The sequence below is a fragment of the Phenylobacterium sp. genome, from assembly GCF_036502675.1.
Classification (GTDB): domain Bacteria; phylum Pseudomonadota; class Alphaproteobacteria; order Caulobacterales; family Caulobacteraceae; genus Phenylobacterium.
Genome location: NZ_DASXYF010000073.1, coordinates 1 through 12,245 on the forward strand (window position 1 = coordinate 1; position 12,245 = coordinate 12,245).

Sequence of the window (12,245 nt, forward strand, 5' to 3'; positions counted from 1 at the left end):
CCACACGGTCTATATCCGGACGGGCTCGCGCGACATCTACCGCATGGACCTGCTGATTCCCTGCCCCGACGTGGACTGGAACCAGCGGGTCGCCCTGCGCTCCAGCCGCGGCGCCGGCGGCAGCATCTGCAACGCCCTCGACGCCGAGATCATCAGCCACGCCACCGGCCTCGGGCCTCAGCGCTGCCCGGTGAAGACGCTCACCAAGCTCACGCCGGAAGAGGCCGCCGCCCTGCCGAAGCACGCGAAGCCGTAGGGGTTGGAAAATCTGGAAGGCGGATGGTGGACGCGGCTGGGATCGAACCAGCGACCCCCTCGATGTCAACGAGGTGCTCTCCCGCTGAGCTACGCGTCCGGATCGGTTCCCCTCGGGCCGGGACCTTCGGGGCGGGAAGGCGGGGATATACCGGCGCCCTGTCCGGGGCGCAAGCGGCGCTTCGGAGCGTGACCGCCGGAAGTGGACGCCGGTCACGCTTCGGGCTTTTGAACCGGTTCTAGGCCGCCATCATCCGTTCCACCTCGTTGACGATCTCGCGCAGGTGGATGGGCTTGGAGAGCACCTTGGCGCCCACGGGGGCCGCGTCGCCGGCGGCCAGGGCCACGGCGGCGAAGCCGGTGATGAACATGATCCGCAGGCCCGGGTGGCGCGCGGCGGCCCGGCGGGCGACCTCGATCCCGTCCAGCCCCGGCATGACGATGTCGGTGAGCAGCAGGTCCCAGTCGTCGTCCAGCGCCGCGGCGGCCTCGTCCCCGTCGGCGCAGGCCTTCACTTCGTAGCCGGCGCGCTCCAGCGCACGCGCCAGGAACCCGCGCAGGGAGTCGTCGTCTTCGGCCAGGAGGATGCGGTGCATGGCGCTCTTGTCGTCGGGGCGGCGGTCAATTAGGCGGACGATAGATCGCCACATGTAAACCCGCGATGAACCTTTGACCGGCGCTTCGGGTCGGCGTTCAATGCCGGCGATGAACGCCTGGGAGCCCGTCGCCGTCCATGACTTCGCCCCCGGGCCGGCGGCGTTCGACGTGTTGCGCGCCGCAGGCGAGGACCAGGCGCCGCCCACGCCGCTGGTTTACGCCTCGCCACACTCGGGCCGGCATTATCCCGACGACATGATGGCCGCCGCCGCGCTCGACGCCGTGGCGATCCGCCGCTCGGAAGACGCCTTCGTCGACGAGTTGGTGTCCGCCGCGCCCCGGCTGGGGGCCGCCCTGATCACCGCGCGCCTCGCCCGCGCCTACATCGACGTCAACCGCGAGCCGTTCGAGCTGGATCCCGGCATGTTCGCCGACGAACTGCCGGAATTCGCCCGCGGCCGCACCGCCCGGGTGGCGGCGGGGCTGGGCGCCATCGCCCGCGTGGTCTCCGGCGGCCAGGAGATCTATTCGCGCAAGCTCACCTACGCCGAGGCCGCCCGGCGGATCGAGAGCGTCCACCAGCCCTATCACGTGGCGCTGGGCGAGCTGTTGGCCGAGGCGCAGGAGGCCCACGGCTGCGCCATCCTCATCGACTGGCACTCCATGCCGGCGGCGGCGGCGCGGACCACGGGGCGCGAACGGGGCTGCGACATGGTGCTGGGCGACCGCTTCGGCGCGGCCTGTTCGGCCGAGCTGGCCTGCCGGGTCGAGCAGGCGCTGGAAGCCCTGGGCTACCGGGTGTCGCGCAACACCCCCTATGCCGGCGGCTACACCACCGAGCACTACGGCCGCCCGGCCAAGCGGGTCCACGCCCTGCAGATCGAGATCAACCGGGCGCTCTACCTCGACGAGACCCGGCTCGCCCCCACCGCGGGATTCGCCGAGCTGCAGGCCAACCTGGCCCAGGTGACGCAGAAGCTGGCCGCCGCCGACTGGACGGCGCTGGCGGCCTAGGCGCTTGCCTCCGACGGACAGCCCTGGCGTGCGGCCCAAAAAAAAGCCGCGCCCGAAGGCGCGGCAGTTCATTAGGGAGGAAACGCCCAGGAAGGGCAGAAGCGTCAGCGACGCCTCACAGTCACGTGTATACGGTGCGACGCACAAATACACAACAAAAAAATCCCGCTTTCGTGAAGAATTTCTAGGGGGTGCGCATTTTTTTGTTGCCTTTCAACCCCTTGCATCCTATGTCGCCAGATCGAGCCTTGTTGCACCGCACCATGGCGGGGTTCGTGCCGCTGCGCCGCAGCATCCCCCGGGCCTGGCTGAGGTTGTATTTCGGGGCCACGCGGCGTTACGGCGCTAGCCGTGCGCCCCAGGCTCGCCTACAAGCGCGCGCCCCTCCCCAGACGAAGACACCATGTCGCTCCGCAACATCGCCATCATCGCCCACGTCGACCACGGCAAGACCACCCTGGTGGATCAGCTCCTCGCCCAGTCGGGCGTGTTCCGCGCCAACGAGGCGACCACCGAACGCGCCATGGACTCCAACGACCAGGAGCGCGAGCGCGGGATCACCATCCTGGCCAAGGCCACCTCCGTCCTCTGGCACGGGGAGGCAGGCGACACGCGCATCAACATCATCGACACCCCAGGCCACGCCGACTTCGGCGGCGAGGTGGAACGGATCCTGGGCATGGTCGACGGCTGCCTCCTCCTGGTGGACGCCGAGGAGGGCGTCATGCCCCAGACCAAGTTCGTGCTGGGCAAGGCGCTGAAGCTCGGCCTCAAGCCCATCCTGGTGCTCAACAAGGCCGATCGCCCGCATGCCGACCCCGATCGGGTGCTGAACGACGCCTTCGACCTCTTCGCCGCCATCGGCGCCACCGACGAGCAACTCGACTTCCCGCACCTCTACGCCAGCGGCAAGCTGGGCTGGGCGGTGGTCGACTTCGCCCACGAGAAGAAGGACCTGGCGCCGCTCTTCGACCTGATCGTCCGCCACGTGCCGCCGCCCTCCGCCGAGGCCCGGGTGGAGGAGCCGTTCCAGCTGCTGTCCGTCCTGATCGAGAACGACCCGTTCCTCGGCCGCATCCTCACCGGCCGCGTCGAGGCCGGCCGCGCCAAGCCGGGGCTGGCCATCCGTGCGCTCGACCGCACCGGCCAGGAAGTGGAGCGCGGGCGGATCACCAAGATCCTCGCCTTCCGCGGCCTGAAGCGCCAGCCGATCGAGGTCGCCGAAGCGGGCGATATCGTCGCCATCGCCGGCCTGTCCAAGGCCACTGTCGCCGACACCCTCTGCGACATTTCGCTGACCGAGGCCCTGCCCGCCCAGCCCATCGACCCGCCGACCATCGCCATCACCGTCTCGGTCAACGACAGTCCGCTGGCCGGCAAGGAGGGCGACAAGGTGCAGAGCCGGGTGATCCGCGACCGCCTGCTGCGCGAGGCCGAGTCCAACGTGGCCATCAAGGTGAGCGAAACCCCCGACAAGGACGCCTATGAGGTCGCCGGCCGCGGCGAGCTGCAGCTGGGCGTGCTGATCGAGACCATGCGCCGCGAGGGCTTCGAAGTCTCCATCAGCCGCCCGCGGGTGGTGTTCCAGGCCGACGCGGCCACCGGCGAGCGGCTGGAGCCCATCGAGGACGTGGTCATCGACGTCGACGACGACTACGCTGGCGTGGTCATCGAGAAGCTGTCGCAGCGCAAGGCCGAGCTGAAGGAGATGGGCCCCTCCGGCGCCGGCAAGACCCGCCTGGTGCTGCAGGCCCCGTCCCGCTCCCTGATCGGCTACCAGGGCGAGTTCCTCACCGACACCCGCGGCTCCGGCGTGCTCAACCGGGTCTTCTCCCACTATGAGCCCTACAAGGGCGTCATCGAAGGCCGCCGCAACGGCGTGCTGGTCTCCAACTCCGACGGCGAGACCGCCTCCTACGCCCTCTGGAACCTGGAGGAGCGCGGCGTGATGTTCATCGGCGGCGGCGAGAAGGCCTACCAGGGCATGATCATCGGCGAGAACTCCCGCGGCGACGACCTCGACGTCAATCCGATGAAGGCCAAGCAGCTGACCAACGTCCGCGCGTCCGGCAAGGACGAGGCCATCCGGCTCACGCCGCCGCGCAAGATGAGCCTCGAACAAGCCATCGCCTACATCGAGGAGGACGAGCTGGTCGAGGTGACCCCGAAATCTATCCGCCTGCGCAAGCAGGTGCTAAATCCCAGCTTCCGCAAGAAACGGATCAAAGAAGCCTGACGATGACGCACGGCGATCTCGAGGCGGATAACGGCCCCGGTCGCCAGGTTGCCCACGAGCGGGGCATACGCCTGCTTCTGGCGACGCTCGCAGCTCTGCTGCTGACCTTCGGCGTCCTGGGCGGGGTCTTTCTCTGGTACGATAACGCCACCCGCTGGGTGCTGCACACCCACGACGTCCGCCGCGGCATCGGCGACGTCCTCCAGGCGCTCACCGACGCCGAGACCGCCCAGCGCGGCTATCTGCTCACCGGCGACGCGGTCTTCCTGAGGCAGATCGAAACCGCCCGGGGCCTGGCCGCCGGCGACGTCGTCGCCGTGGAGGCCCTGACCCGCGACAACCCCGAGCAGCAGGACCGCATCCGCAGTCTGCGTTCCGCCATCGACACCCGCATGCGGATCATCGACCGGACCCTCGCCCTGCGGCGGAGCGGCGACCTGCCGGGCGCGGTAGCCGTCATCCGCACCGGACGCGGCATCGCCGCCATGAGCCAGATCCGCGCCCAGCTCGCCGCCCTCGACGCCGCCGAGGCCAGGCTCGAGGCCCGCCGCGCCGGCGGCGCCGCCACCGTGCGCGTCCTGGGCGGCGCCTCGCTGGTGGTCTTCTGCCTGCTGCTGGCGGCTCTGGTCCTGAAGGTGACCCGCGACATCGGCGCCGACCGCGACGCCGAAGCCGCGCGCGCCGGGCGCCTGCGGGCGCTGCTGGAGGAGCGCACCCTGCTGATCGACGAGGTCAACCACCGAGTGAAGAACTCGCTGCAGCAGATCGCCAGCGTCGTGCGCCTGCAGGCCCGCGCCCTCCCGGCCGGAGACGCCCGCGAGGCGCTGAACAAGACCCTGGCGCGGATCATGGCCGTGGGCCGAGTGCACCAGCAGCTCTACAAGCCCGAGGGCCGCTTCGGCCTGTTCGACGCCGGCGAATATTCCGAGACCCTGGCCCGGGAGCTGGTCGATTCGCTCGGCCGAGACGACATCACCCTCGCCACCGATGTGGAACCCGCGCATCTCGACATACGGCAAGCTGGGCCACTTGCCCTGATTCTGAACGAATTGGTGACTAACGCGCTGAAGTACGGCTGTCCGGAAGGGCGCCCGTCAAGAATCAACGTCGGGTTCCGAACTGTCGGGGATCAATTCCGGTTGACGGTGTCGGACGAAGGCGACGGATTGCCCAACGGTTTCAAGCCGGGTGCGAGCGCGAGTCTGGGTATGCGAGTGATTGAAGCTTTGGCGCGGCAACTGGGCGGCCGCCTTTCCGTGGCGCCGAGCGACGTTGGCGCGGCGTTCGCCGTCGAATTTCCCAGGAGCGCGACCTGACCATGCGGATCATCCTGGTGGAAGACGACGCCCTGATCGCGCTGGACATCGCAGGTCTCCTCGAGGATCTCGGCCACGAGGTATGCGCCGAGGCGGCCGACGGCTGCACCGCCTTCACCCTGGCCTCCGGCGACCCGCCGGATCTGGCGGTGGTCGACATCCGGCTGGCCCGCAACACCGACGGCGGCCGCCTGGCCCGCATGCTCTACGACCGGCTGGGCGTGCGCTCCCTGTTCATCAGCGGCAGCATCACCGAGGACTTCCGCCGCGAGATGGCCGGCATCAACCCCCTGGGCTTCCTCGGCAAGCCGGTCACCCGCCGCACCCTGGACGCCGCGCTGGGGACTGCGGGGGCGTAGTCGTGGAGGAGGAGAGGTTCTCCCTCACTCCATCCGCCGCTCCATCCACACGTTGACCCGCTCGTAATCCCGCGCCGGGTCGCGTGTCCGCGCCAGCGGCCGGAATCCCATCGAGCGGTAGAGGCTCAGCGCCGGGGCCAGCACGCTGTTGGTCTCCAGGTAGAGCCGCGGCGCGCCCGCGGCCTCCGCCTCCCCGACGCACCGCTCCATCAGCGCGCGGCCCAGGCCGGAGCCGCGCCAGCCCTCGGCCACCGTCATCTTGGCGATCTCGAAGCCCCCGTCCGCCAGGGCCAGCATGGCCACGCAGCCCACCGCCGCGCCGTCCTCCAGGGCCATGAAGATCCGGCCGCCCTTGTCGAGGATCCGGCCCTGTGGGTCGCCCAGCACCTCGCGGTCCGCGGGCTCGAGGGTGAAATAATTCGAGATCCAGGTTTCGTTCAGCGTCCGGAACGCCTCGGCGTGCTCCGGGCGATAGGCGACGATCTCCATCGGTTCCCTCAGGCTTGCTAGACGGGCGTCCCCTCGGCCACAACGACGCCATGCCTAACCCGATCTTCGCAAACCTTCCCACCACCGTCTTCGAAGAGATGTCCGGCCTTGCCCGGGAATTGGGCGCAATCAACCTGGGCCAGGGATTTCCGGACGATCCCGGGCCGGCCGGCCTCCGCGTCAAGGCGGCGGAAGCCGTGGTCGACGGCTACAACCAGTACCCGCCCATGGCCGGCCTGCCGGAGTTGCGCGAGGCGGTCGCCCGCCATTACGCCGGCGCCCAGGGCCTGGACCTCGACTGGAGGACCGAAGTCACGATCACCTCCGGCGCCACCGAGGCGCTCGCCGCCGCCTTCCTGGCCCTGATCGAGCCCGGCGACGAAGTGGTGGTCTTCCAGCCCGCCTACGACGCCTACCTGCCGCTGATCCGCCGGGCGGGCGGGACGCCGAAGCTCGTCAGCCTGCAGCCGCCGCACTGGCGCTTCGACGAGGCCATGCTGCAGGCGGCGTTCGGTCCGAAGACCCGGATGGCGGTGCTCAACAACCCCGTCAACCCGGCCGGCGTCGCCCTGCCGGAGGAGGACCTGGCCCTGCTGGCCCGCGCCTGCGTCGCCCACGGCGCCGTCGCCGTCTGCGACGAGGTGTGGGAGCAGGTGGTGTTCCCGCCCGCCCGCCACCACCCGCTGATCGCCCAGCCCGGCATGCGCGGCCGCACGGTGAAGATCGGCTCGGCCGGCAAGATGTTCGGCCTCACCGGCTGGAAGGTGGGCTTCCTGTGCGCGGCGCCGGAGCTCACCCACGCGCTGGCCCGCGCCCACCAGTTCCTGACCTTCACCACCCCGCCCAACCTGCAGACGGCCGTGGCCTGGGGCCTCGACAACAGCCCGGGCTGGTTCGCCGAGATGCCGCGGACCCTGGAACGGTCCCGCGACCGGCTGGCCGCCGGCCTCGCTCGCGAAGGCTTCGCGGTCCTGCCCTCGCAGGGGACCTATTTCCTCAACATCGACCTGCCGGCCTCCGGGATCGACCTCCCCGACCGCGCTTTCGCCCTGCGCGCCGTCCACGAGGCCGGCGTCGCCGGCATTCCGGTCTCCGCCTTCTACGAGCAGGATCCGGTCGCCGGCATCCTGCGCCTGTGCTTCTGCAAGGGCGACGCGGTGCTGGACGAGGGGGTCCTGCGCCTGGCGCGGGCGCGGGACCTGGCGCGACGCGGGTAGGGCGGAAATCAGCTCAGCACGTCACCCCGCCGTCGACCACCAGCGACTGCCCGGTCATCCAGGCCCCGGCCCGCGAGGCCAGGAACACCGCCGCGCCGGCGATGTCGTCCGGCTCCCCGTGACGGCGCAGCGGGGTGTCGGCGGCGCGCCGGTCGCCTTCCTCGCTCTCCCAAAGCGCCTTGGCGAAGTCGGTGCGCACCAGCCCCGGCAGGAGGCAGTTGATCCGCACGTTGTCCGGCCCGAGCTCCAGCGCCAGGTTGCGGGCGAGCTGCAGGTCGGCGGCCTTGGAGATGCAGTAGGCGCCGATCATCGCGTCGCCCCGCAGGCCCCCGATCGACGAGACGATGACGATCGATCCCTCGCGCCGCGCCCGCATCTCCGGCGCGACCATCTGGATCAGCCAGTGGTTGGCGATGACGTTGTTGTCCAGGATCTTGCGGAACTGGTCGTCCGAGATCCCCGCCATCGGCCCGTAGTAGGGGTTCGACGCGGCGTTGCAGACCAGCACGTCGACCCGCCCGAACGCCGCCCGCGTCTCGTCCACCAGCTGCTGCAGCTCCGCCTTGGCCGAGATGTTGGCCGCCACCGCGATGGCCGCCCCGGGCCGGCGCGCGTTGATCGCCGCAGCGACCGCCTCGCAGGCGGCGGCCTTGCGCGAGGAGATGACCACGTTCGCGCCGTGCTCGGCCAGCCGCTCGGCGATCGCCCGGCCGATGCCCCGCGACGAACCGGTGACGATGGCCACCTTGCCCGTGAGATCGAACAGTTCCATGCGCGCGTCCTCCGACATTGAAATCCTTGGCGGCGCGTGTGCCCCGCGGCCCGGCGCGGGTCAAGCCGCGGCGGTCGACGGCGCATGTCACAAGCCGCCCCGCAGCCCGGGCGGGAAGATATGCGCATGCGAAAGTCACGCCCGGGCTTCGCTTCCCCACGGGAAGCAAGCTAGGGTCGCGGCCCTGTCATGGCGGGCCCCTTCGCGGCTCCAGCCGATTCGCTTCGAAGGAGACGAGCTCATGTGGACTGGCCGGCTGGACGACGAAGAAGACGACGAACAGTCCCGCAAGCCCGACATGCCGATGACCTCGGGCCCGGTGCAGAACGCCCTGTTCAAGGGCCGCACCGTGCTGGTGTTCGGCGAGATTGACATGCGCCTGGCCGAACGGGTCTCCGCCCAGCTGCTGGCCATGGCCGCCGACAGCGACAAGCCGATCCGCATGGTGATCAACTCGCCGGGCGGCCACGTGGAAAGCGGCGACACCATCCACGACATGATCCGCTTCTGCGGGCCGACGGTGAAGGTGATCGGCACCGGCTGGGTGGCCAGCGCCGGCGCCCACATCTTCCTGGGCGCGGCGAAGGAGAACCGTCTCTGCCTGCCCAACACCCGTTTCCTGCTGCACCAACCGATGGGCGGCGTGCGCGGCCAGGCCTCCGACATCCAGATCGAGGCCGACGAGATCGTGAAGATGCGCGAGCGGGTCAACCGGATGATCGCCGCTGAGACTGGCCAGACTTACGAGCGGGTGCTCAAGGACACCCAGCGGAACTTCTGGATGAGCGCCGACCAGGCCATCGAGTACGGCATCGTTTCGCGCATCGTGGCCCACACCGACAACGTATGACGACAAGCCCCGGCCTCACCTTTTCCTCCCTGTCCCGCAGAGGACGGTGGGGGGGGCGCGGGTTCTGCAGTGCGTCGGCCCGCCACCCCTGTCCTCTGCAGGACAGGGGAGGAAGGGCACGCTGACATGCCCCCCCGGCCCTGGTGGAAGGGGGCGGTCCTTTACCAGGTCTACGTCCGCAGCTTCTACGACGCGGACGGGGACGGGCATGGCGACCTTGCGGGCGTCATGGCCAAGCTGGACTACATCCAGGGCCTGGGGGTGGACGGCATCTGGCTGTCGCCGATCCACCCCTCGCCCAACCGCGACTGGGGCTATGACGTCGCCGACTACGAGGGCGTCCAGGCCGACTACGGAACGCTCGAGGACTTCGAGGCCCTGCTGGCCGCCTGCCACGCCCGCGGCCTGAAGCTCGTCCTGGACGAGGTGCTCGCCCACACCTCCGACGAGCACCCCTGGTTCGCCGAGAGCCGCGACGGCGGACCAGACGGCCCCAAGGCCGACTGGTACGTGTGGGCCGACCCCGGGGCGGACGGGACCGCGCCCAACAACTGGCTCTCGGTGTTCGGCGGTCCGGCCTGGTCATACCAGCCGGTCAGACGCCGGCATTACCATCACAAGTTCCTGCGCCAGCAGCCGAAACTGAACTGGCGCAACCCGCAGGCGCGCGAGGCGGCGCTCTCGGTCCTCGACCTCTGGCTGGCCCGCGGCGTCGACGGCTTCCGCCTGGACGTGGCCGGGACCTACCTCCACGACCCGACGCTGGCCGACAACCCGGCCGTGCCGGCGCCGGAGCGCGCCGCCCGCCACTGGGCCCACGCCAGCGAGATGCAACGCCACCTGCACGACGCCAACCTGCCGGAGAACGCCCAGGTCCTCGCCGACATCCGCGCCCGCGTCGAGGCTCACGGCGAGCGCTTCGTGTTCGGCGAGTTCTCCGAGGAGGAGGAGCGCTGCGGCGCCTATCTCGCCCCCGACCAGGGCCTGCACTCCGGCTACACCTTCGTGCTGCTGCAGGTCCGCGACCTCGCCCCCGCCCCGTTCCGCGACCACGCCGCCACCCTGGCCCGTTTCCCCGGCCACTGGCCCACGATCAGCTTCGGCAACCACGACGTCCCGCGCACCGCCGGGCGCTTCGGCGGCCCGGACGCCCCGCCGGCCATAGCCCGCCTGATGCTGGCCCTGCTGCTGGCGCTGCGCGGCACGGTGCTGATCTACCAGGGCGAAGAGCTGGGCCTCGGCGACGCGGCGCTTTCCCGCGGCCAGCTGCGCGATCCTGTCGGCGACCTCTACTGGCCCGCCGTCCACGGCCGCGACGGCTGCCGCACGCCGATGCCCTGGCGCCCCGACGCGCCCAACCTGGGCTTCTCCACAGGGACCCCCTGGCTCCCCGCCGCGCCCGAGCACGCCGGCCTCTCGGTGGCGGCGCAGCAGGCCGATCCGGCCTCCACCCTGGCCTTCACGCGCGCCCTGCTCGCGCTGCGCAAGACTTCGCCCGCCCTGACCGCCGGCGACCTGATCCCCTGGGACGCCCCCGACCCGCTGCTGGTCTTCGAGCGCCGCGACGGCGAGGAGGCGATCCTGTGCGCCTTCAACCTCGGCGCCCCGCAGGCCGCCCTCGGCGACCCCGGCCTCGCGGGCGGCGAGATCCTGCCGCTGTGCACCGGCGATGCAAGCCTCGCGGACGGCGTCCTGACCCTCGGCCCGCACGCCGCCTGCCTGCTGCGCCTTGCGTCCCGCGATTAGCGCCGCTTCCGTCCCACCCCCCTGCGGCGCTAGAAGCAGCCCATGACCGAAGGCGACCGCGATTCCGCCGACCCCGCGTCCGCCCAGAGCCCCGCCAGGTTCGGCGAGGGGTTCCTGCGCGACATCTGGTGGTTCGCCGCCCTCTCCAGCGACCTGAAGCCCGGCAAGCTCGCCCGCCACGAGTTGCTGGGCGAGCCGGTCCTGCTCAGCCGCACCCCGGCGGGCGAGGTCGTAGCCCTGCGCGACGTCTGCCCGCACCGGGCCGCGCCACTGTCCGCCGGACGCTTCTCCCGCGAGCCCGACGGGCGCGAGAGCGTCGTCTGCCCCTATCACGGGTGGCGCTTCGGCACCGACGGGGTCTGCGCCGTCATCCCCTCCCTGGTCGCCGGCCAGGCCCTCGACACCGCCCGCATCCGCGTGCGCCGCTATCCCGTCGCCGAAAGCCAGGGCCTGGTGTTCGTCTGGATGGGCGGCGACCCCCGCGGCGAGAGCCTGCCCGACGCCCCGCCGCCCATTTTTCCCGGCGTGGTCGGCGGCAAGCCGAAGCTGATCGACCGCATGGACTTCGCCGCCCACGTCGACCACGCGGTGGTGGGCCTGATGGACCCCGCCCACGGGCCCTATGTGCATCGCCAGTGGTGGTGGCGCGCCGCCGACAGCGCCCACGACAAGGCCAAGCGCTTCGAGCCGCGCGAGGCCGGCTTCGCCATGGTCCGCCACGAGCCCTCGAAGAACAGCCGCGCCTACGCCATCCTGGGCGGCGAACCGCTCACCGAGATCAGCTTCCGCCTGCCGGCGCTGCGCTGGGAGCACGTGGCCGTCGGCCGCCGCCAAGTGCTGCTGCTCACCGCCCTCACCCCGGTCACCGAGACCAAGACCCGCATCACCCAGGTGGTCTGGTCCGACCACCCGGCCTTCGCCCTCTTCAAGTCGGTGATCGCCGCCGGCGCCCGCGCCTTCCTGCGCCAGGACGGCGACATGGTGAACCTGCAGAACCAGGGGCTGCGGTACGATCCGGCGCTGCTGTGGATCGACGATGCCGACCGCCAGGCCAAGTGGTACCAGCAGCTCAAGCGCGAATGGACCGCCAGCCGCCAGGAGGGCCGCGCCTTCGTCAATCCGGTGGAGCCGGCGACCTTGAGATGGCGAAGCTGACCTGCCTCGCCGCGGAAACCGCCACGGGGCCGTCCGGGCGCCGGGGCTTACGTCGGTAAATACTTTTCCCGGGTGGCGAACAACACCTGTGATTTCGATGAGATGATCGTGAAATCAATGCTTTGGTTGATCTTCAAGGTTTTTCGAGCGCTGAACCGGTAAACACCCTGGGGCGTTGAGCGGTAAACACCTGCAGGGGCTCCGTCGCACGGGAAGGGCGCTTGGAAATCCTAGCTCAG

At 70.5% G+C, this 12,245-nt stretch carries 12 protein-coding genes and 1 tRNA gene; 9 read left to right on the plus strand and 4 right to left on the minus strand.

Annotation, left to right across the window (positions count from 1 at the left end):
- On the plus strand, nt 1-256 hold a 256-nt coding region (locus VGL30_RS08550), incomplete at its 5' end, for a DUF6491 family protein (protein ID WP_331538873.1).
- Between the two features lie 24 nt (nt 257-280).
- Here VGL30_RS08550 and VGL30_RS08555 read toward each other — a convergent pair.
- A tRNA-Val gene (locus VGL30_RS08555) sits at nt 281-355 on the minus strand.
- 139 nt (nt 356-494) lie between these two features.
- Nucleotides 495-851: a cell cycle two-component system response regulator CpdR gene (gene cpdR / locus VGL30_RS08560; RefSeq protein ID WP_331538876.1), complete on the minus strand. Its 357-nt coding sequence runs from the start codon at nt 849-851 to the stop codon at nt 495-497.
- Between the two features lie 109 nt (nt 852-960).
- Here cpdR and VGL30_RS08565 point away from each other — a divergent pair, with 109 nt between their 5' ends.
- From VGL30_RS08565 to VGL30_RS08580, 4 genes are all read left to right on the plus strand, one after another.
- The gene (locus VGL30_RS08565; RefSeq protein ID WP_331538878.1) at nt 961-1,866 is read left to right on the plus strand and encodes an N-formylglutamate amidohydrolase; all 906 of its coding nucleotides are present in this window, start codon (nt 961-963) and stop codon (nt 1,864-1,866) included.
- Between the two features lie 403 nt (nt 1,867-2,269).
- Nucleotides 2,270-4,102 (plus strand): translational GTPase TypA, encoded by a 1,833-nt coding sequence (gene typA / locus VGL30_RS08570; RefSeq protein WP_331538880.1) that lies wholly within the window; start codon nt 2,270-2,272, stop codon nt 4,100-4,102.
- 2 nt (nt 4,103-4,104) lie between these two features.
- Nucleotides 4,105-5,418, plus strand: a complete 1,314-nt coding sequence (locus tag VGL30_RS08575) for a sensor histidine kinase (RefSeq protein WP_331538882.1) — start codon at nt 4,105-4,107, stop codon at nt 5,416-5,418.
- A gap of 2 nt (nt 5,419-5,420) precedes the next feature.
- Complete coding sequence (locus VGL30_RS08580) at nt 5,421-5,777, plus strand: response regulator (RefSeq protein WP_331538884.1); 357 nt, start codon at nt 5,421-5,423, stop codon at nt 5,775-5,777.
- A gap of 24 nt (nt 5,778-5,801) precedes the next feature.
- Here VGL30_RS08580 and VGL30_RS08585 read toward each other — a convergent pair whose 3' ends face one another.
- Nucleotides 5,802-6,266 (minus strand): GNAT family N-acetyltransferase, encoded by a 465-nt coding sequence (locus VGL30_RS08585; protein ID WP_331538886.1) that lies wholly within the window; start codon nt 6,264-6,266, stop codon nt 5,802-5,804.
- A gap of 50 nt (nt 6,267-6,316) precedes the next feature.
- On the opposite strand from VGL30_RS08585, the gene VGL30_RS08590 reads away from it, so the two are divergent.
- Nucleotides 6,317-7,483 (plus strand): aminotransferase, encoded by a 1,167-nt coding sequence (locus VGL30_RS08590; RefSeq protein ID WP_331538888.1) that lies wholly within the window; start codon nt 6,317-6,319, stop codon nt 7,481-7,483.
- Between the two features lie 13 nt (nt 7,484-7,496).
- Here VGL30_RS08590 and VGL30_RS08595 read toward each other — a convergent pair whose 3' ends face one another.
- Nucleotides 7,497-8,255, minus strand: coding sequence for an SDR family oxidoreductase (locus VGL30_RS08595; RefSeq protein WP_331538890.1), 759 nt, complete (start codon nt 8,253-8,255; stop codon nt 7,497-7,499).
- A gap of 241 nt (nt 8,256-8,496) precedes the next feature.
- On the opposite strand from VGL30_RS08595, the gene VGL30_RS08600 reads away from it, so the two are divergent.
- From VGL30_RS08600 to VGL30_RS08610, 3 genes are all read left to right on the plus strand, one after another.
- On the plus strand, nt 8,497-9,105 hold the full coding sequence (locus VGL30_RS08600; protein WP_331538892.1) for an ATP-dependent Clp protease proteolytic subunit: 609 nt from the start codon (nt 8,497-8,499) through the stop codon (nt 9,103-9,105).
- Nucleotides 9,106-9,231: 126 nt separating this feature from the next.
- Nucleotides 9,232-10,851 carry an alpha-amylase family glycosyl hydrolase gene (locus tag VGL30_RS08605; RefSeq protein WP_331538894.1) on the plus strand — a complete coding sequence of 540 codons (1,620 nt, stop codon included), beginning with the start codon at nt 9,232-9,234 and terminating at the stop codon, nt 10,849-10,851.
- A gap of 42 nt (nt 10,852-10,893) precedes the next feature.
- Nucleotides 10,894-12,006 (plus strand): aromatic ring-hydroxylating dioxygenase subunit alpha, encoded by a 1,113-nt coding sequence (locus tag VGL30_RS08610; protein WP_331538896.1) that lies wholly within the window; start codon nt 10,894-10,896, stop codon nt 12,004-12,006.
- Nucleotides 12,007-12,245 lie beyond the last annotated feature (239 nt).